The sequence below is a fragment of the Pantoea phytostimulans genome (genome assembly GCF_046118715.1).
Lineage (GTDB): Bacteria > Pseudomonadota > Gammaproteobacteria > Enterobacterales > Enterobacteriaceae > Pantoea > Pantoea phytostimulans.
Map to the genome: position 1 here is coordinate 63,406 of NZ_CP173699.1, position 20,039 is coordinate 83,444.

At 54.1% G+C, this 20,039-nt stretch carries 17 protein-coding genes; 12 read left to right on the top strand and 5 right to left on the bottom strand.

Annotated elements, in window-relative coordinates:
* Positions 1–10: 10 nt before the first annotated feature.
* The 3 genes from ACF2G4_RS18795 to ACF2G4_RS18805 all read right to left on the bottom strand — a co-directional run bounded on the left by ACF2G4_RS18795 (position 11) and on the right by ACF2G4_RS18805 (position 3,590).
* Entirely contained in the window at positions 11–1,324 is a 1,314-nt protein-coding gene (locus ACF2G4_RS18795; protein ID WP_243079378.1) for an LLM class flavin-dependent oxidoreductase, read from the bottom strand.
* An 80-nt stretch (positions 1,325–1,404) separates the two neighbouring features.
* Positions 1,405–2,559 (bottom strand): amidohydrolase, encoded by a 1,155-nt coding sequence (locus ACF2G4_RS18800; protein ID WP_215848435.1) that lies wholly within the window; start codon positions 2,557–2,559, stop codon positions 1,405–1,407.
* 26 nt (positions 2,560–2,585) lie between these two features.
* Positions 2,586–3,590, bottom strand: coding sequence for an MsnO8 family LLM class oxidoreductase (locus tag ACF2G4_RS18805; RefSeq protein WP_332626864.1), 1,005 nt, complete (start codon positions 3,588–3,590; stop codon positions 2,586–2,588).
* A 418-nt stretch (positions 3,591–4,008) separates the two neighbouring features.
* Between ACF2G4_RS18805 and ACF2G4_RS18810 the strand changes: the two genes are divergently transcribed.
* Genes ACF2G4_RS18810 through ACF2G4_RS18845 form a run of 8 tightly spaced genes read left to right on the top strand, consistent with a single transcriptional unit; the run spans position 4,009 to position 13,214 of the window.
* Positions 4,009–5,643: a TIGR04028 family ABC transporter substrate-binding protein gene (locus ACF2G4_RS18810; protein WP_243079376.1), complete on the top strand. Its 1,635-nt coding sequence runs from the start codon at positions 4,009–4,011 to the stop codon at positions 5,641–5,643.
* Positions 5,644–5,656: 13 nt separating this feature from the next.
* Positions 5,657–6,598 (top strand): ABC transporter permease, encoded by a 942-nt coding sequence (locus tag ACF2G4_RS18815; RefSeq protein WP_243079439.1) that lies wholly within the window; start codon positions 5,657–5,659, stop codon positions 6,596–6,598.
* Positions 6,595–7,449: an ABC transporter permease gene (locus ACF2G4_RS18820; RefSeq protein WP_409076127.1), complete on the top strand. Its 855-nt coding sequence runs from the start codon at positions 6,595–6,597 to the stop codon at positions 7,447–7,449. Before ACF2G4_RS18815 ends, ACF2G4_RS18820 begins: the two co-directional genes overlap by 4 nt.
* Entirely contained in the window at positions 7,446–9,053 is a 1,608-nt protein-coding gene (locus ACF2G4_RS18825) for a dipeptide ABC transporter ATP-binding protein (protein WP_409076128.1), read from the top strand. The genes ACF2G4_RS18820 and ACF2G4_RS18825 overlap by 4 nt, the downstream gene beginning before the upstream one ends.
* Complete coding sequence (locus ACF2G4_RS18830; RefSeq protein ID WP_215848439.1) at positions 9,050–10,039, top strand: putative FMN-dependent luciferase-like monooxygenase; 990 nt, start codon at positions 9,050–9,052, stop codon at positions 10,037–10,039. Before ACF2G4_RS18825 ends, ACF2G4_RS18830 begins: the two co-directional genes overlap by 4 nt.
* A gap of 21 nt (positions 10,040–10,060) precedes the next feature.
* The gene (locus ACF2G4_RS18835; protein ID WP_409076129.1) at positions 10,061–11,164 is read left to right on the top strand and encodes an alkylhydroperoxidase domain protein; all 1,104 of its coding nucleotides are present in this window, start codon (positions 10,061–10,063) and stop codon (positions 11,162–11,164) included.
* Positions 11,165–11,166: 2 nt separating this feature from the next.
* A complete protein-coding gene (locus tag ACF2G4_RS18840; protein WP_409076130.1) occupies positions 11,167–12,345 on the top strand; it encodes an amidohydrolase in 1,179 nt (392 codons plus the stop codon).
* 20 nt (positions 12,346–12,365) lie between these two features.
* On the top strand, positions 12,366–13,214 hold the full coding sequence (locus ACF2G4_RS18845) for a VOC family protein (protein ID WP_215848442.1): 849 nt from the start codon (positions 12,366–12,368) through the stop codon (positions 13,212–13,214).
* Positions 13,215–13,244: 30 nt separating this feature from the next.
* Here ACF2G4_RS18845 and ACF2G4_RS18850 read toward each other — a convergent pair whose 3' ends face one another.
* Complete coding sequence (locus ACF2G4_RS18850; RefSeq protein WP_332626870.1) at positions 13,245–14,051, bottom strand: ABC transporter ATP-binding protein; 807 nt, start codon at positions 14,049–14,051, stop codon at positions 13,245–13,247.
* Positions 14,052–14,339: 288 nt separating this feature from the next.
* On the opposite strand from ACF2G4_RS18850, the gene ACF2G4_RS18855 reads away from it, so the two are divergent.
* A complete protein-coding gene (locus ACF2G4_RS18855) occupies positions 14,340–15,347 on the top strand; it encodes an ABC transporter permease (protein WP_409076131.1) in 1,008 nt (335 codons plus the stop codon).
* Positions 15,348–15,376: 29 nt separating this feature from the next.
* Positions 15,377–16,429: a cysteine synthase family protein gene (locus ACF2G4_RS18860; protein ID WP_332626872.1), complete on the top strand. Its 1,053-nt coding sequence runs from the start codon at positions 15,377–15,379 to the stop codon at positions 16,427–16,429.
* 40 nt (positions 16,430–16,469) lie between these two features.
* Here ACF2G4_RS18860 and ACF2G4_RS18865 read toward each other — a convergent pair whose 3' ends face one another.
* Positions 16,470–17,519 carry an ABC transporter substrate-binding protein gene (locus ACF2G4_RS18865; protein WP_243079367.1) on the bottom strand — a complete coding sequence of 350 codons (1,050 nt, stop codon included), beginning with the start codon at positions 17,517–17,519 and terminating at the stop codon, positions 16,470–16,472.
* A 202-nt stretch (positions 17,520–17,721) separates the two neighbouring features.
* On the opposite strand from ACF2G4_RS18865, the gene ACF2G4_RS18870 reads away from it, so the two are divergent.
* Both ACF2G4_RS18870 and ACF2G4_RS18875 read left to right on the top strand, forming a co-directional pair.
* The gene (locus ACF2G4_RS18870) at positions 17,722–18,885 is read left to right on the top strand and encodes an acyl-CoA dehydrogenase family protein (RefSeq protein ID WP_409076132.1); all 1,164 of its coding nucleotides are present in this window, start codon (positions 17,722–17,724) and stop codon (positions 18,883–18,885) included.
* Positions 18,882–19,973: an LLM class flavin-dependent oxidoreductase gene (locus tag ACF2G4_RS18875; RefSeq protein ID WP_409076133.1), complete on the top strand. Its 1,092-nt coding sequence runs from the start codon at positions 18,882–18,884 to the stop codon at positions 19,971–19,973. The genes ACF2G4_RS18870 and ACF2G4_RS18875 overlap by 4 nt, the downstream gene beginning before the upstream one ends.
* The last annotated feature ends 66 nt before the right edge of the window (positions 19,974–20,039 follow it).

A 20,039-nucleotide genomic window follows, 5' to 3' on the forward strand; every position in this document is an offset into this window, starting at 1 on the left:
GCGAAGACTCTTATTGTTGTGTGAACTGATTAACGGGTTGTTTCAGGGCAAAACTGTCGCGCAATGTGGTTCCGGGATACTCGCGACGCGATAAACCACGCGCCTGCAAAATCGGCACCACGCGATCAACAAAGCGTTCAAAGGTATCTGGCGTACCGCCGTTGATAATGAAACCGTCGGTGGCGTCGGTTTCAAACCAGAGTTGCAAACCATCAGCGACTTGTTCAGGCGTACCGTGGAACAGCGGGCGCGGGGTAGCCGCTTCCAGCGCAGCCTGACGCAGCGTGTGATTAAACTGACGCGCCTTGCTTTTGATTTCATCGGTGGTGCTGCGGAAGCTGTTTTGTCCGATATCGCCTAATTCAGGGAAAGGTTCATCAAGGGGATATTGCGAGAAGTCGTGATGATCAAAGAAACGACCCAAATAGTTGAGCGCATCTTTAATCGAGACCAGCGCAGCGGTGGTTTGATATTGCTGTTCCACGTCGTCGGCATCGTCGCCAACAATCACGCTAACCCCTTGGAAGATGTGCAAGTCTTCCGGTTTACGGCCTTTCTCCACCAGCTGCTGCTTAACGTCGCGATAAAACGCCTGCGCTTCTTCTCGCGTCGGTTGATGAGTAAAAATTGCATCGGCGTGGCTGGAGGCCAGCTTTTTGCCATCTTCAGACGCACCGGCCTGGAAGATAATCGGTCGGCCCTGCGGCGTGCGGCCAATGTTCAGCGGGCCTTGCACCTGAAAGAAATCGCCATGGTGATCCAGCGTATGCAGCTTGCTGGGATCAAAGAACTGGCCGCTCTCTTTGTTACGAACAAACGCATCCTTTTCCCAGGAATCCCACAACCCTTTCACCACCTGCAAATACTCATCGGCAATGCGATAGCGCAGCGCATGTTCCGGGTGCTGGGCGCGTGAGAAGTTCTTAGCAGACCCTTCCAGTGGCGATGTCACCACATTCCAGCCAGCGCGTCCGCCGCTCAAATGATCGAGGCTGGCAAACTGGCGCGCCACGGTAAAGGGTTCGCTGTAGGAGGTCGAAACCGTGCCGACCAGCCCCAAATGTTCCGTCACGCCGGCCAACGCGGACAGCAAGGTTAACGGCTCAAAACGGTTTAAAAAGTGAGGGATCGACTTTTCATTGATGAATAACCCGTCAGCAACAAACAAAAAATCAAGTTTGCCCTGCTCAGCTTTACGCGCAATCTTCTTGGCAAACGCAAGGTTGATGCTGGCATCAGCCTGCGCTGCCGGATGGCGCCACGCTGACATATTGCCTGACGCACCGTGCAAAATCGTACCCAGTCGAAGCTGTCTCGTTGTCATGATCTTCTCTCTGTTTTAGTCGTAGCGAGCCTGGCGAGAGTGCATTTGCCTCGCGTCCAGACGCCATTTAAAAAGGGGGATTAATTCAGAAGGGGTTCACAACATCGTGCGTTGAGATGTTGCAGCGCCTGCTGCGCCAGTTGGGCAAAATAGTGTGCGGCAGGGGCAATTGAGGCTTCATCTGGCGTGAAGGCGGCATGATGTAAACCAAAATCGCTGGCGCTGCCGATACTGACAAATACACCGGGAATTTTTTGCAGATAGTAGGCAAAATCCTCACCAAGCAGGTGCAAATCAGCCGTTTGCACGTGATAGCCGACCTGCGCCGCAATCTCGCTACTGAAGCGCGCCCAATCGGGATCGTTGATCAACACGGGCGGGCCAGGATGCCAACGAAGTGTCGCGTCGGCACCATGGGCTAAGGCAATGCTCTCCACCAACTGACGCAGTCGCTGTTCCAGTTCGGCGCGTACCTGAAGATCGTGAGTACGCGCGGTGCCGCCAAATTCCACCCCGCTCGGCAATACATTCCAGGTTTTACCGCCGTCAATGCGCGTAATGCTCAGCACCACGCTATCGAGCGCATTGAAGCTGCGGCTGGTTAAGGTTTGTAGTGCCTGAATGATCTGACTGGCAACCACAATCGCATCAACGCCTTGCTCAGGGTGCGCAGCATGCGCGCCTTTGCCGTTGACGTGGATAATGAATTTGTCCGCATTGGCATAAAACGCGCCGCCGCGCGTGGCGAAGGTGCCGGTGGGCAACCCCGGTTCGTTGTGCATGCCAAAAATAGCCTGTACATCCTCTAACACGCCCGCCTTGATGAACTGTTTTGCACCACGGCCAATCTCCTCAGCAGGCTGAAATAAGATGCGCACGCACCCTTTCAGTTGCGCTTCCTGCGCTTTTAATTCCAGTGCTGCGCCCAGCATTACCGCGCTGTGCAGATCGTGCCCGCAGGCATGCATCACACCAGGATGGCGAGAATGAAAGCTGACACCGCTGGCTTCGTGAATCGGCAGTGCATCGATATCGGCACGCAGCGCCACCCGCGTTTCACCGCTGCCAATTTCGGCTACCACACCGCTCTCCAGCGGAAAGTCCAGTAAGCGAATACCCGCACTCTGCAACCATTCACGCAGACGCGCAGTGGTCGCAAATTCCTTTCCGGAGAGTTCCGGCCAGGTGTGCAGTTCGCGTCGCCACGCAATCAACTGTGATTCATTCGGCTTCATGGTTTACCTCCGCTGAATGTCTGCACTCAGGCTTCGACCAGATGGTGCGTTGCCAACAACGCCAGCGACGCATGACGCGCAACGGGTTCGGCAATCGGTGTATCAATAATGAATTCGTCAATGTTGAAGTTCTGATGCAGCGCTTCTAGCTGAGCATGGACTTGAGCCGCGGTGCCTTTGAGCAGCGACGGCGTGCGCGGCTCGATCAGGTAATCGGAAAATCCCCCCTGCCGCACATAACGCTCTGCCTGTTCCAGGCTGCCGACATTCACGCTCGGGCCGTTTTTGACCTGCACGTGATAGTGCTTGAGATCGGACACCAGTAGATCCGCCTCAGCAGGAGAATCCGCCACCACAACCTGCACTGCAACCAAGGCACGTTGCCCCTTACTGAGCGTGGAATAGGTATTCAGCGAATGCTCAAGCAACGGGCGATCGCCATTGATGTGGGCAGCAAAAACAAATTGCCAGCCCAGCTCCGCCGCGAGTTTGGCACTCTCTTCGCTGGCACCCAGCAGAAAGCGATTCGCCGGTCGCGCCGGTTGTGGCGTGGCGCGTAAAACCTCTTCGTCATCATTTTCATCCTGCGCGCGGGTCTGCAACCAGTTATCAAGCAGGCGCAACTGTTCGGCGAAACTGCCCTTCTCGTCAGCGTGAACGCCCAGTTGCAGCGCATGGGTTGAAAGCGGTAAACCGCCCGGTGCTTTACCCACGCCAAGATCGATGCGTCCCGGCGCCAGTGAAGCCAACAGGTTAAAATTTTCGGCGACTTTATACGGGCTGTAATGTTGCAACATCACGCCGCCTGAGCCCACTCGAATATGTTGCGTCTGCGCGATGATCCAGGCGATCAATACTTCAGGTGAAGGACTCGCCAGGCGATCGGTATTGTGATGCTCGGCCAGCCAGAAACGGTGAAAGCCCCAGCTTTCTGCCTGCTGAGCCAGCTGTAATGTGCGCTGTAACGCGGCGCTGGGCGCTTCTCCCGTTACAACCGGTGATTTATCTAACAGACTCAGTCGATATGACATTCACCCTTCCCTCTTAAATACGATTTGTGGGCTAGTGTGGAGCGGAGGTTATATTTCGTAAAACAACAAATATGAAAATACGAAGTTAAAAAATGGCAATGCAACGTAATGCGCATTGTGTCTTGAAATGAATTACGAATAAAAAAACAGGCTTAATGCGAAATCTATTTATTAAAGTGTAATCACTCCGCCGTTAATTATTCGCGTTGCGGAAAGGCGGCAAGCCTGTTCATCCCCACCACAGAAAATTCAGGGTAACTGGCATGCACAAGCGCAGCCAACGCCTCTGCGACGTGAAGGATTGAGGGTATTTGTCAATTCCAGATAAGCTTTGACCAATTCGTTGCTTCACCTGATAGCGCCGTCATTCGATGATGATTCCAGCCTGCTAAGGCAATTAATAACAAAGGAATTCAACATGAAGACGTTATTACCGATTTCGCCATTGTCGCGCGCTTTGGCCTTTGCCTTACTCGCCGGGAGTTTTGCCAGCCATGCCGCTGAGACGCCGGTTAAAGGCGGCACGCTGATCTATCTTGAACAGCAGGCGCATACCAATCTTTATCCACCCGCAGGTGGGTTTTATCCTAATGGCGGCATACTGAATCAAATTACCGATAAACTGACCTGGCAGAATCCAAAGACGTTGCAGGTTGAACCCTGGATTGCAGAAAGCTGGACCACCAATGAAAATAAAACCGAATACACCTTTAAATTAAAATCGGGTGTCACCTTTTCTGATGGCACGCCATTAGATGCCAATGCCGTGGCTAAAAACTTCGATACTTACGGATTAGGAAATAAAGCTCAACGCCTGCCGGTTTCAGAGGTGATTAATAATTACGATCGCAGTGAAGTCATTGATCCACTCACGGTGAAGTTTTATTTCAAAAAACCGTCACCGGGCTTTTTACAAGGCACCGCAACCATTGGTTCCGGGCTGGTATCGCTAAGCACGCTGGCGCGTAATTTTGATCAACTGGGTGATGCGCGCAATATCATTGGTTCTGGCCCTTTTGTGGTCAGCGCTGAAAAGTTAGGACGCGAAGTCGATTTAACCGCCCGTAAAGCGTATGACTGGGGCCCTAAAAATGGTCAACAGCAAGGCCCGGCGAATCTCGACGGCATTAAAGTGATCGTCACCCCGGAAGACAGTGTGCGTATTGGTGCATTGCTGGCGGGTCAGGCAGATTTTATTCGTCAGGTACAGGCTTACGATGAGAAGCAGGCCAAAGACCAAAACTTTCCTATTTATGCCGCACCCACGCGTGGGGTAAATGACAGCATCAGTTTCCGTCCAGATAACCCATTGGTCAGCGATATTCGCGTACGTCAGGCGCTGCTGCATGCCACTCACTCGAAACAGGTGGTTGAAACGCTGTTCTCACCAAACTATCCGCAAGCAACATCGGTGATTGCTACCACTGCCGCTGGTTACGTTAATTTGGCTGACAAGCTCACCTTCGATCAGGCAAAAGCCAAAAGTCTGCTGGATGAAGCGGGTTGGAAAGCGGGTGCCGATGGCATTCGTGAAAAGCAGGGACAACGTCTGGCGTTGACCGTATATGAATCACTGCCGCAGCCGCAGAACAAAGAGGTGCTTCAGCTCATTGCACAGCAGTGGCGTCAGGTTGGCGTGGCGTTAACGGTAAAAGCCGGTGATGCAGGCAGTAAAACCATCGACAGCCTCGACCCGCAGAAAACACCGCTGAATGTCACCGAAGTCGGCCGCGCCGACCCTGATGTGATTAAAAGCAGTTTCTATTTTGCTAACCGCGATGCGCTGCTGCAAAAAGGCGGCTCCAGCGACAAGGTGAAAAACTTCCGTGACGACAAGCTGAATCAACTACTGGTGGATATTTCCGCTGAAGTTGATCCGGCTAAACGCCTGCAATTAACCGGCGACGTGCAGCGCTATTTGCTGGACCAGGCCTACGTGATCCCGGTGTTTGAAGAGCCGCAGGTCTTTGCGGGTGCGCCCTGGTTAAAAGGCGTCAATTTCGAAGCCGTTGGCCGTCCAGCGCTGTATGGCGCATGGCTGGAAAAACATTAAGTTGAGGTGAATGATGCGACGTTATCTGCTGCATCGGGTTGGGCTTGGGCTGCTGGTGTTATGGGCCGCTTTCACCCTCTCTTTCGTGCTGTTGCAAGTGCTGCCGGGCGACGCGATTTTGATTAAATTTCAAAATCCCGATCTTGGCCTCAGCCCACAACAGATCGCGGAGATGCGCGAGGCGTATGGTGCTGACAACCCGTTGTGGCAGCAATATCTGCATACGCTGGTCGCCATGCTGCACGGTGATTTTGGCTATTCCGTGCAGGCGGGCGTGCCGGTCAGCGATCAGCTAACCAGCAATCTGCCCGGCACATTACGCCTGGCGCTGTGTGGCTTTTTGCTGGCGATGGCTCTGGCGTTCGTGCTCGCGGCGTTGTCACGTTTTCCGGCGTTACGCAGCCTGCGCAATCTGTTGCAATCGCTGCCTGCGCTGTTCATTTCAGTGCCAACCTTTTGGCTCGGCATTGCCCTGATTCAGCTGTTCTCTTTCCAGCTGCGTTGGATTCCGGTGATCAATCCGTCGCCGTGGCAGGGCTTGATCCTGCCGATTATCACTGTGGCCATTCCGATTTCGGCTCCTTTGGCACAAATTCTATTACGCAGCATTGACGATGTGGCGACGCGTCCGTTTGTCGCGGTGGCTCGCGCTAAAGGGGCCAGTGAAAGTTATGTGCTGTGGCGCCATGTGTTACGTAACGCCATGCTACCGGTGCTCAACGTGGCCGGTTTGCTGTTAGGCGAGCTGATCGCAGGAGCGCTGATTACTGAAACCGTGTTTGGTCTGGGTGGCTTGGGCCAACTGACACAGCAGGCTGTGAATAATCAGGATGTGGCAGTATTGCAAGCCGTGGTGATGATTTCAGCGCTGGGATTTGTCGTGATTAACCTGCTGGTCGATCTGCTGATGCCGCTGCTGGATCCCCGGTTACAAACAGTGGGAGGTGCAGCATGAGTCTGGTTGATTACGCCAGCGCACGTCAAAAAACGGCGGCCACACCTCGCCGCAGTTTCTCTGTGCAACCCGGTTTATGGCTGGCCTGGTTAGTAATGATTGCTGCGCTGCTGGCCGCAGTGGCGCCAGGAGTGTTCACTGACTACAGCGCAACCGACGGTGTTGCCGGTGCGCAACGTTTAGCCCCACAACTCGGACACTGGCTCGGCACCGATCAACTCGGACGCGACCTTTATGCACGCATTATCTACGGCGCATCACATTCACTCTCTGCGGCACTGATTGCGGTAGCGATGGGATTGATCGTGGGAACCGCGTTAGGCGTGCTGGCAGGTTCAATCGGCGGCAGAACGGAATCCTGGCTAATGCGCGCTGTGGATGTGCTGCTCTCAATTCCGTCACTTTTATTGTCGTTAAGCGTGTTGATTCTCATGGGTTTCGGCACCTTGCATGCCGCACTGGCAGTCGGCGTTGCGTCTATCGCCAGTTTTTCCCGTCTGGCACGCGGTGAAGTCGTGCGCATTCGTCACAGCGAATACGTTGAAGCCGCCTTTGGTAGCGGCGGACGCTTCTCTACGGTGCTGTGGCGTCACATTTTACCTAACGCGCTGACGCCGGTTATCGCCTACGCCGCGTTGCAGTTTGGTCAGGCCATTCTGGCGCTCTCGACGCTGAGCTTTCTCGGTTACGGCACGCCACCGCCCGCGCCTGAGTGGGGATTATTGATTGCCGAAGGTCGAAACTATCTGGCAACCGCATGGTGGCTAACCACCTTTCCCGGCGTGGTGGTGATAGCCGTGGTGCTGTCAGCGAATCGCATCAGCCAGCAACTGTCAGGAGTCCGCCGATGAGCACGTTATTAAAGGTCGACAATCTCAGCCTGAGTTATCGCAGCGCCAACGCCTGGCAACAGGTGGTGCACAACGTCAGCTTTGAACTGAAAGCAGGTGAAATAGTGGCGCTGGTGGGTGAATCAGGGTCGGGCAAAACCACCACCGCGCAGGCGATTATTGGTTTAATGGCGGAAAATGGCCGCCGCGATAACGGCAGGATCTTGCTCAATGATGAGGAGATCAGCCAATGGTCGCAAAAGCGTTTTGATTCGCTGCGCGGCGCGCGCATTAGCCTGGTGCCGCAGGATCCGGGCAATTCCCTGAATCCGGTAAAAACCATTGGCGAACAAGTGGCAGAAATCTTGCGTCTGCATCTCAACCTTAGCCGTTCTCAGCGGCAACAGCGGGTGATTGACCTGCTCACACGGGTGGGATTAAGTCATCCTGAACAGCGTGTTAATCACTATCCGCACCAGCTTTCTGGTGGTATGAAGCAGCGCGTGCTGATCGCTATCGCCCTGGCATTGCAGCCGGACATCATCATTGCCGACGAACCCACCAGCGCTCTGGATGTCACGGTGCAGAAACGCATTCTCGATCTGCTTGATACGCTACGTCGTGAATCGGGCACGGCGGTGTTATTTGTCACCCATGATTTAGCACTGGCCGCCGAACGTGCCGATCGCATTATTGTGTTTCGTCACGGCGAGATTCAGGAAGCGGGCGTAACCGCAGACGTGATCACTACACCGAAGCATCCGTACACGCGGCAATTGCTGACCGATGCCGCACCGCGCCCGCGCCAGCCTTACTCTGCGGCCCGCTTTTCTGCCCCGGCTATTCAGGCAACAGCCATTAATAAAAGCTTTAGGCTGAGCAAACAACAGCGCTTGCAGGCGTTGAATGATGTGACTTTTCAGGTGCAGCGCGGCACCACACATGCATTGGTGGGTGAATCTGGCTCCGGCAAAACCACGCTGGCGCGCATTCTGCTTGGCTTTGAGCAGCCCGACAGCGGCAGCGTGAAGCTGGATGGCATTGTCGTCAACGGCATGAAGGGCGAAGCGCTACGCCAGTTGCGGCGAAAAATTCAGTTTGTTTATCAAAACCCGTTTGCCTCACTCGATCCGCGCCAGACGCTGTTTGAGATCATTGAAGAACCGCTGCTCAACTTTGAAAAGCTGAGTCGTGCAGAACGTCGCCTGCGGGTTGAAGCGGTAACTGCACGTGTGGCTTTGCCGCTGGCGTTTTTATCTCGTCGCGCCCGCGAGCTTTCCGGCGGTCAGCGACAGCGTGTCGCACTGGCGCGAACATTAATATTACAGCCCTCGATTCTGGTGCTTGATGAAGCCACCTCCGCACTGGATGTCACCGTGCAGGCGCAAATTCTGACGCTGTTGCAGCAGCTACAGGCTGAGCAAGGCTTGACCTATCTGTTTATCACCCACGATTTAATGACAGTGCGGCAAATAGCCGATAGCGTCACGGTATTAAAAGCGGGAGAAGTGGTTGAGCGTGGTGACGTTGTCACGATATTTGAATCACCGCAACACGCCTATACCCAAGAATTGATCGCGGCTATTCCCCCGCTTTACCCGACTCATCAAGAGGAACCTGCATGAATATCGGCTTTTTTACTCGCCTACTGGATAACGTCCCGGCGAAAGAGCGCTATCGGCTGGCGACAGAGCAGATTCAACACGCTGAGCGACTAGGTTTCGACGGAGCGTGGATTGCACAGCACCATTTTCATGAACAGGAAGGCGGCTTGCCGGCACCGCTGCTGTTTTTGGCGCATGTTGCTGCCCATACGCGCTCCATCCGTCTGGGCACCGCGATCATTACGCTGCCAATGGAAAACGCGTTACGCGTAGCGGAAGATGCCGCCGTATTGGATTTGCTGGCCGATGGACGACTGGAAATCGGACTGGGTTCAGGCGGTACGCCAAATTCGTTTTTACCGTTTGGCCTGACGTTTGCCGATCGCAGCGGCGCATTCAACGACAATTTGCACACCCTGATCAGCGCCTGGCGCGGTGATTCGCTAAGCCATCCGGATAACCACCTTTATCCGGCTGCCCCACAACTGGCCGAACGGGTATGGATTGCCACCTTCTCAGTTGAAGGTGCGATTCGTGCCGCCCAGGCGGGACACGGCTTGATGTTATCCCGCACTCAGCCGCGTCCCGCTGGACAACCTGAATTGCCGCTGGACGCCATTCAAAATCCGATTATTGACGCTTATCTGGCGGCGCTTCCAACCCCTGTAGCACCACGCATTCTGGCTTCGCGAACTGCCTTCGTCGCCGATTCCACTGATTATGCGCGGCGCATCGCCGAGCCGGGCATTCGTCAGCAAGCGGCGCACTATCTCGCCAGCGGTCATACGCTGCGTGGCGAAAGTTTCAGCGATTTACTGACGCAGTTTGATGCGCACGTTGGCGACGCCAGTGACGTTCTGGCTTCACTGGCGCAAGACAGCGTTTTGTCGCGCGTTACTGATATTTCGTTTCAGGTGCATTCGGTTGAGCCTTCACACAGCGACACGCTGCGCTCAATCGAACTGATCGCTGAAACCATTGCACCCGCGCTCAAAGCGGCGGGTTAAGCACGCTAACTGGAGAAGAAGATGACTCAACCCAACGATTTACTGGCTGCGCTGGCAGACATCGCTCCCGATTCTGAACTGGCGCAGGCACGTCAAACGCGTGACGCCGCTACACGACATGCGCAAGGCAGTTACGACGTGCTGTTTAGCCAGGCCGATGAAGACTTTCCCTTGGCGGAACGGTTCGCAATCGCGGCGCACGTGGCAGAATGGCACGCACAAGCGGGTTTGCAGGCGCATTACCAGCAGCAGGCAGAACCGCTGAGCGATAGCACACGCCATCAAGTTGCCCTGGCCTTTGCAAAGCGCTTGACCTTTGCGCCGGTTGAGGCCAAGCCAGAACATCTTACTGAACTTCAACAAGCTGGCTGGAGTGCACGCGGCGTTGTGACGTTGTCACAGTTAATTGCTTTTATCAGCTTTCAAAGCCGTTTATTAGCAGGGTTATTACTGCTCCAGGGCCAGCAGCCAACGAGTGAGGGTCCGGCTGTAGTGGCGGGCCGCTGGCATGATGCGCCGCAGACCGCGAGCGGGAAAACCGCGTTGACCGCCTTTACACAGCACGCGCTGGGATGGGAACCCTGGCTGGCGGCAAAACCGCTGGCCGAGTTTACGCCAGAAGAACACGCCACGCTGGCGCGTTTTGGGCACACGGATTCCGACTATTTCCGCCTGCTGGCGCGCAATCTGCCGCTGCTTGAGCAGCGAACCTTAACCGATAAAGGCATTTTCTATACCGCCGGTGGATTGCCACGTGCCGAACGTGAATTAGCCGCTGCAGTGGTAAGTAAAGTGAACGGCTGCATATTCTGTGCTTCCGTACATGCACGCAAAGCCAGTCAACTCTCGAAAGAGGATGCAGCGGTACAAAAGCTGCTGAATGTTTCACCGGGTGCGGTGTTGTCGCATGGTCAATCTCCACGCTGGGCAGCGGTGATCGGCTTTTCAGCTTCTCTCTCCGTTACGCCACAGCAGGCATCATTGAATCAGATCACCGTGCTACGCGAGCATGGCCTGGACACGCTGGCTCTGCTCGATCTGATCCAATCCAGCGCCTTCTTCGCCTGGGCCAACCGCCTGATGCTCACACTGGGTGAACCTTTCCTGCCAACGTCTCAAGGATGATCATGACTACGCTTTTAACTGAACAACGTTCTACCTCATTATCAGCACAACAGCTTTCACAACAGCGGGTGCAATGGCGGCGTGAATTACATCAGCATCCTGAGTTGTCCAATCAGGAGTTTGCCACCACAGAACGTATTACGCGCTGGTTGAAGCAAGGTGATATTCGTTTACTGCCGTTTGATTTGAAAACCGGCGTGGTGGCTGAGATCGGCCAAGGCGAACCGTTAATTGCCCTGCGCGCTGATATTGATGCGCTGCCGATTGAAGAAGTCACCGGACAACCGTGGGCATCACAGCAACCTGCCGTTATGCATGCCTGTGGCCACGATCTGCATACTTCAGTGATGCTGGGTGTTGCCCATCAGCTCAAACAGCGCGAGGCTGAATTGCCGGGTCGGGTGCGCATTCTGTTTCAACCGGCTGAAGAGACGTTTGATGGCGCGAAGCAGCTGATTGACGCAGGCGCACTCGATGGCGTTCAGGCGATCTTTGGCATGCACAACGCACCAGATTTGCCATTGGGTGTATTGCGCACGCGTCCCGGCGCGTTCTATGCCAATGTCGATCGCTTTGTGATCCGCATTCATGGTAAAGGCGCACATGCCGCCCGACCACAGGAAGGCATCGATTCTATTGTGATTGCCAGCCACATTGTCACCGCTCTGCAAACCTTACCGAGTCGTGTATTCAGTTCGTTGGAATCGGTGGTGCTGAGCGTAACGCGCTTTACCGCCGGTAATACCTGGAACGTGCTGCCACAAAGCGTTGAGCTGGAAGGTACCGTGCGCACCCACAACGCTGACATCCGTGCCCAGATCCCGCATAAGATCACCTCTCTGATTCAGGGAATCGCCGGCGGCTTTGGCGCACAGGCTGAGCTGGAGTGGATTGAAGGCCCGCCCGCATTAATCAACACGCCTGCTTGGGCAGATTTCGCTTTGGCACTGGCGCAGGAAACCGGTTATCACGCTGAACGCGCTGAATCGCCGCAAATGGGTGGCGAGGACTTTGCTTTTTACCTGCAACAGCTACCTGGCGTTTTTGTCAGTATCGGCAGCGCCAGTGATTTTGGTTTGCACCATCCCGCTTTCGATCCTGATGAATCACTGATCGATGCAGCCGTTAACTATTTTAGCGAGCTGGCGCCGCGTGCTTTGCGGATTGTGGCGCAGCAATGACGAAAAGAAGGAGACACTTAATGTCTGTACCTGTTCCACAACCCGTTCTGGATCATGTGGTGATCAACGTTGCCGATCAGTTAGATGCGGTGAGTGCACTTTATCGTCGCCTCGGTTTTCAGCTGACTGAACGCGGTCATCACTCGCTGGGTTCCAGTAATCACCTGGCGATATTCGGTGAAAACTACCTTGAGCTGCTGGGTTATGAGCAAGGTAACGCCCAGAAACGTGCCGATCTTTGGCAAGCACCGCCAGGTCTAAGTGGACTGGTGTGGAAAACAGACGATGCAGACAGCGAATTTCTGCATTTACAGCGTCAGGATTTAGACGGTGACGCGCCCGCCTCTTTTCATCGCCCTGTCGACTTACCCGATGGCACGGTTGGTGAGGCACAATTTCGCACCGTTCGCCTGCGCCCGTCGTTAATTCCCAACGGCCGTAGTTTCTTTTGTCAGCATTTGACGCCAGAAAACGTCTGGCAAAAGGAATGGCAGCAACATCCCAACGGCGTGCAGAACATCAGCGAGTTTGTGATCGTAGCGCAGGATCCGGCGCTGGCGGCGCAGGTTTACAGCCATCTGTTTGGTGCCGCACGCATTCTTGCCTGCCCTGAAGGGGCTTTTGTTTTGCGTGCTGGTGCAGCAACAGTTCGCTTCGCCTCGGCAGACTATGCAAAACGTCGCTTTCATTCTTTACCCGAAGATTATGACGGCAGTGCACGCATGGCGGCGCTGGGATTTAAAACAGAGGATTTGGCGAAGGTCAAAGCGGCGTTGCTGCTGGGCGATGTGAATTTCATTGAGGAAGAGGAGGCGATTGTGGTGGAAGCCTCGTCAGGTTTTCACCTGGCGCTGCGCTTTCATCTATAACGTGCAGGGAAGGCTCAGCCTTCCCTGCTTTTAGGCGGCGACGTGCTCGCTACCCAGCAGTGAAAGAACCTTGCTACGCAGTGCCACTAATTCTGGATCATCACGGCGACGCGGCCACGGCTGCTTAACCTCAATAATCTCCACTATCTTCGCCGGACGCGGGCTAAACACCACCACGCGGTTAGCCATAAACAGCGCCTCTTCCACATCATGCGTCACCATCAAGGTCGTGAATTGCTGCTCTTGCCACAAATCGACAATCTCCTGCTGCATGCGTAAGCGCGTCAATGAATCCAGCTTGCCAAGCGGTTCGTCCAGAATCAGTAAGCGAGGATGATTGATTAAAGCGCGCGCCAATGCCGCACGCTGCGCCATGCCGCCAGAAAGTTGATGTGGCCAGGCGCGTGCAAACTGACGCAGACCTACGCGATCCAGCATGGCATTGATACGTTCTTCAGCCGCCTGCTTTTTCTCGCCCCGAATTTGCAGTCCTAATCCTACATTGTCGTAAACCGTGCGCCAGGGATAAAGCGTAGGATCTTGAAACACCACGACGCGAGAAGGGTGTGGCGCAGTAATGGCGCGACCTTCTTCTGCCAGTAAGCCACTGGCGGGTTGTTCGAGTCCAGCCAGCAAGCGCAGCAAGGTCGATTTACCGCAGCCGGACGGGCCTAATAGCGCCACAAACTCACCCGCTTTTACCTGCAAGTGAATATTTTCCAATACCGCCAAATCGTTTCCTTCCAGCGTAAAATGGTGGCTGACATTTTCGATATCAATATTAACGCCAGCACTGTTCGCGCCTCTATTAATAGCGTCTACATTCTGTGATGCCATATCATATTCCTCAAGCGGATGACTTTAAAAATGCATTTTAAAAATTAATAACACAAATAACCCGCCGGTAATTATGCTAATAGCAGCATAGCGTTTGCTAATCACTCATAAATAAAAACCGCATTACCTCATACGGGATTGTTATTTGGTGTGCGGTTCCAGCTTTGCGATATTGCTTTAAATGCGGGTTTATCAATATTGATGACTAACAGGGCTTGCGCATTCGCAATCAATTAATGAATGCCTGGCGAATACAGTAAATATTGCAGTTATCAGCGGGAGAGAAACATGGTGAGTGAAACGTTAGCACTGGGGCGATCGTCAAATGCGGTACGTCGCATTGATCCCCTCTTATGGACAGCATTACTCTGTTGGTGGGGATTGGTCGCGCTGATGACCGGCCTGCCCGATAAACAAATCGGCTTTGCGGCCCCACGCTTTGTCAATGAAACCCATGCGTTTTTTATCGCCCTTGCGTCACTCCTTACGGTGTTAGTGCTGGCAGCCAGCGCAGCACCCCATTTGAAACTCTGGCAACCGCTGAAAACCAGTGCGCGCTGGTTAGTGGTGTTAGCCCTGCTGTTGGGGATTTGGGAATACGTCACCGCGAAGCAGGCGCTGTTGCCCGCCCCCTTTTTCGCCCCACCGCGTGCGTTGCTTGAAGCTTACGCCACAGATTGGCCCCGCCTGCTCGACAGCGTACTGAATTCGCTACGTCTGCTGGCCATTGGGTTCGCCTTTGGTAGCGTGGTGGGATTCATTACTGGCGTGGCAATTGGCTGGTCGCGCGGGCTGGGATATTGGGTGCATCCTGTTTTACGTTTTCTTGGGCCGGTGCCGTCCACTGCGTTGTTACCGCTCTCGCTCTATTTCTTTCCCTCAAGCTTTTCCGCAGCGGTCTTTCTCATTGCGCTGGCGACCTGGTTCCCGGTGACGGTGTTGACGTGGTCAGGCGTCGCCAGCGTTGATAACCGTTATTACGATGTGGCGCGCACGCTGGGGGCGAACGCATTGTTTTTAGTGCTGCGTGTCGCCGTGCCCGCTGCTCTGCCGCATCTGTTTGTCGGGCTGTTTATGGGCTTGGGCGCCTCATTCTCGGTATTGGTTGCTGCAGAAATGATGGGTGTTAAATCAGGTCTTGGCTGGTATTTGCAGTGGGCGCAAGGCTGGGCGGCGTACGCCAACATGTATGCGGCATTGATCGTCATGGCGCTGCTGTGCTCTTCGCTGATTACGCTGCTGTTCATCGTGCGCGATCGCACGTTGGCGTGGCAGCGCAATGCGGTGAAATGGTGATCGCACTTTTATCTCAGTGAGGACAAGAAATGGCTGCATCTATTTATAATTCAATAACCGAGCTCACTGGCAATACGCCGCTGCTGCGCCTGACGCGCTTTAGTGAGCGCTACCAGTTGCATGTTGACCTGCTGGCGAAGCTGGAGTTGTTTAATCCTAATCACAGCGTGAAAGACCGCATTGCGCTGGCGATGATTGAAGATGCTGAACGCCGCGGCCTGATAAAACCTGGCGATGTGATTGCTGAAACCACCAGCGGCAATACCGGTATTGGTCTGGCGGCGTTTGCGGCGGCAAAAGGTTATCACTTTCGTGTTTACATCAATGACTTTGTTAGTATCGAACGCAGCAAGGTGATTCAGGCTTTAGGCGCAGAACTGATCCCTTTTAGCCTGGTGCCGGGCTTTGCCGACTTCTATGCCTCTACCGACGGCGATTTTGTCGCGGCAACCCGCTGGCTGGTGGCGCGGGTGCGGGAAGCAGAACCGCACGTACACTTTTTGCAGCAGCTGGAGAACCCGGCGAATCCACGTGTGCACGCGCTGACAACCGGGCCAGAGATCTGGCGCGATACGCAAGGTGAGCTTGATATTTTAGTGGCCTCGGTGGGCACCGGCGGTACGCTTTCTGGTATTGGGCGCTATCTCAAATCGCAGTATCCAGAACTTCATGTGGTTGCTGTAGAACCGGGTATTGGCTCGCAGCCACAACCTGATAATCCTGACCCGCTTGAGATCACTGGCGTTCACGCCTTTAGCAGCCAACCACCGGAGCGGATCCCCGCCAATGTCGATCATCAGGTGATTGATGAGGTGATTGCAGTGGAAACCTGGCAGGCGTATCAGGCGGCGCGCGAGCTGGCATTAGTCGAAGGGATATTAGTTGGGGATTCGTCGGGAGCGGTGCTGTATGCGGCAAGGCAGTTGGCAGCCAGGCCAGAGAATCAGGGAAAACGTATCGTCATTTTGCTGGCGGATGGCGGTGGAAATTATCTTTCTACGCAATTGTTCGATCACCATCGTCCCGCAGAAAGTTTAAAAAACGCCAATGCGGTACAGACATCGCAACCGCTTTTAAGCTGATCGTTACAAACAAAAAAGGCAGCCGAGGCTGCCTTTTTTGTTATATCAATACGTCTGAAGTAATACCTTTGGCGAAGAGCATCGGATCGGTTTCTGGACGTAATACGTTGATCGCTTTTAAATCGCGGGCATAGACGTCTATTTCCTTCACAAAGTCATTCCCCACGGAATAGTGGCCGTGCGTATGGGTTTTCAATACGCTGGCAATCTCCTGTGGCGTGGTATTCAGCGCTTTACCATTAAATTCGGTGCCAATGGTATCAGGATGCTGCGCCGCATAAGCATGCGCCTGTAAAATCGCATGGGTAATCGCCGCTGCCACTTCAGGCTGATCGCGAATCAAACTGCCGCGCGTACCAATGACGCAGCAGCTCAGATTGGCATATTCATCAATTAAGTTGGTCGCAACCTCGCGATAACCGGGCTGTTGAGAGAGTCGCCACATCACCGGATCGGATCCGGTTGCGGCCTGAATTTCACCCTTCTGTAACACCAGCGGCAATAGGTCTTGCGGATAAACGCGCCAGTTTACATCCGTATTAGGATCAAGCCCGTGCCGCTTCAGCATTAAGGAGAAAAAGTTTTTATCGGCACCGGCCATATCGGTAACGCCAATGGTGGTGCCTTTCAGCGCTTCAAGCGAGCGTGGACCGTCGTCGCGCGTTAACAGCCGCATACAACCGCCATGCGTGCCTGCCGTTAGCTTAACGTCAAAGCCCTGCTCCAGTGCTTTTAACCAGCGCAGCGCCATGCCCACCGCGGCTTCGGCTTTGCCAGTGGCGATCGACTCCAGTAAAAGTTCGGTTGAATTGCCAAAGTTGACGAACTCGACCTCCAAATTATGTGCTTTGAAGAAATTATGCTGATCGGCGACGATCACCGGCGCCAGACAAATAGCGTTGAGGTTCACCGCCAGACGTATTTTCGCGGGTTTTGCCAACGCCCATTTCCCTGCACCTCCCTGTAAAATATCCGGCGACATATTCATCGCGTCATGAGGGTTTGCCCAGGCGGGTAATGCGCTGGCGGCTAATGTCGCCGCCGAATAATTAAGAAAATGCCGACGAGATAGTGAATATTGAGCTGGCACGATGTTACTCCCAAATAAGTGGAGACCCTTAACATAAATAACGTTTTTATTAATCTTCTGCAGAGTAATGATTAATTTGCTCAGCAACCAGCATTGAAATTATGCCAATTCTGCATGAGGTTATCTGGTATTTTGCTTTTACATTGGCGGCATAAAAATAAAAGATTGCGTCACAATCAGGTTATTCATTGAGGCTTGCGTTATGTCCGTTAACGACAGCGATAATACATCCATCTTTTTGCGAGAACGTCTGCCCGCCATTACGCGTACCCTCCAGGAATCAGCCGATCAGATTGATTGGCAGGGCGAATTTCCCCACGAAAATTTTGCGCTGTTGCAGCAACACGGATTACTGAGCCGGGCGCTACCGATTTCGGCGGGTGGATTCGGGGCTAATTTAACGGAATCCCGCGCCATTATTGCCGCCATAGCACAAGGCGAACCCTCCACCGCCTTGATTGTGATTATGCAGTATTTGAATTCACGCCGTTTAGGTGAGGATTCAGACTGGCCAGAATCCGTTCGTCTGCGGGTAGCGCAAAGCGTGCGCGATCAGGGCGCGTTGATTAATGCGCTGCGTGTTGAACCGGAACTCGGCACGCCAGCACGCGGCGGTTTACCCAAAACCATCGCGCGCCGTGAACCCGATGGTTGGCGCCTGAGCGGTGAGAAGATTTACGCCACCGGCAGCGTGGGCTTGAGCTGGTTTTTGGTTTGGGCAAGCAGCGACGACGCCGATCCGCTGGTGGGCAGTTATTTGGTCCCGGCATCGGCAACGGGCATTCGCATTGAACCTGAGTGGGATCATCTGGGTATGCGCGCCACGTGTAGCCATCGCGTGGTATTTGATGAGGTATGGATCCCGGCTGAAAATGCCGTCAACGTCAGCCGCTGGAGCGAACCACGTGCAGGTTTAAATGATGAGGAGACGGTATGGATGGCGGTTTTGCTTGGATCGCTCTATGACGCCATCGCCCACGCCGCGCGCGACTGGTTTATCACCTTTCTTCAGCAGCGCATCCCGGCAAATTTAGGTGCGCCGCTGGCGAGTTTGCCACGCTTTCAGGAGATTGTTGGCCGGGTAGAAACCTTGCTGTTTACCAGCCAGACGCTGCTCGATTTTGCCACGTCCGGGCTGGTTGCAAGCGCTCAGGCGCCGAAGATCAAACAGGTTGTGATTGAAAATGCCATTCGCAGCGTTCAGCTGATGGTAGAAAGCATTGGTAATCATGCCCTGACGCGCAGTAATCCACTTGAACGGCATTTACGTAACGTGCTGTGTGGCCGCATTCATACCCCGCAGGATGATGTCATTTTTACAGCTGCCGGTAAAACGGCGCTCTCATTTAACAGGAGTCACAAATGACGCTCGAATTTATTGGTCTGGTCGGCGCGCATGAACAGAGTGAATCGGATGCAGGCAACGGTAAAATTGTCGATATCCCTTTTATCAAAGCCTTTTCCCATGCTCAGGAATATGCAGGTTTCGATAAAGTGTTGCTGGCGGTCAATACCCGCGCGCCAGACTCGATGATTATCGCCAGTTACGTCGCCGCCTTTACGGAGAAGTTGGGTTTGCTGGTTGCGCATCGTCCCGGATTTCAAGCGCCCACCTTTGCTGCACGCCAGTTTGCCACGCTCGATCAGCTGAGTCAGGGGCGCGCATCGATCAATGTGATTACCGGCGGAGACAGCGGCGATTTGCAGCGCGACGGCGATTTCTTGACCAAGGATGAGCGTTACGCCCGCACCGGTGAATATGTGCAGATCATGAAACAGGTGTGGCAATCCGACCAGCCTTTTGACTTTGAAGGGGCGTTTTATCAGGTACGGGATAATTTGACTGAGGTGAAACCGCTGCAAAAACCACGGGTGCCCATCTACTTTTCCGGTGCTTCACATGCTGCGGTGGAAATTGCAGCGCAACATGCAGATGTCTACATGATGTGGGGCGAACCGCTGGAACAGGTTGCAGCCCGCATTGAACAGGTGCGTGAAGCGGCGAAAAAATATGGTCGTGAAAATGAGATTCGCTTTAGTTTGTCACTGCGTCCGATTATCGCTGCCAGCGATGAACAGGCGTGGGCACGGGCAGAATCGCTGCTGGCCGCCGCGCAGGCCAATATAGGCGGTAAAGCGATCCAGCCGGACAGCAATGTCGGTTCACAACGGTTGTATCAACTCGCGACGGCGCGCAAGGTTTATGACAGCTGCCTGTGGACAGGGATTGCGGCGCTTTCAGGCGCTGCGGGCAACTCAACCTCGCTGGTGGGTTCGCCGGAAACCGTCGCCAATGCCGCATTGGAATACTACAAACTCGGCGTGACGACGTTTCTGTTTCGTGGTTTCGATCAATTGCGCGATGCCACTGAGTATGGCCAGTATTTGCTACCCGTGATTCGTCAAAAAGTGGCGGAGTATGAAGCCGAGCAGAAGCGTTCATCAGCGGCTTAGGTAATAAGGCTTGAGAACGTTTTTTAAGAGGATTGTAAAGTTTGCAGTAAAAACGCCTCCTAAGAG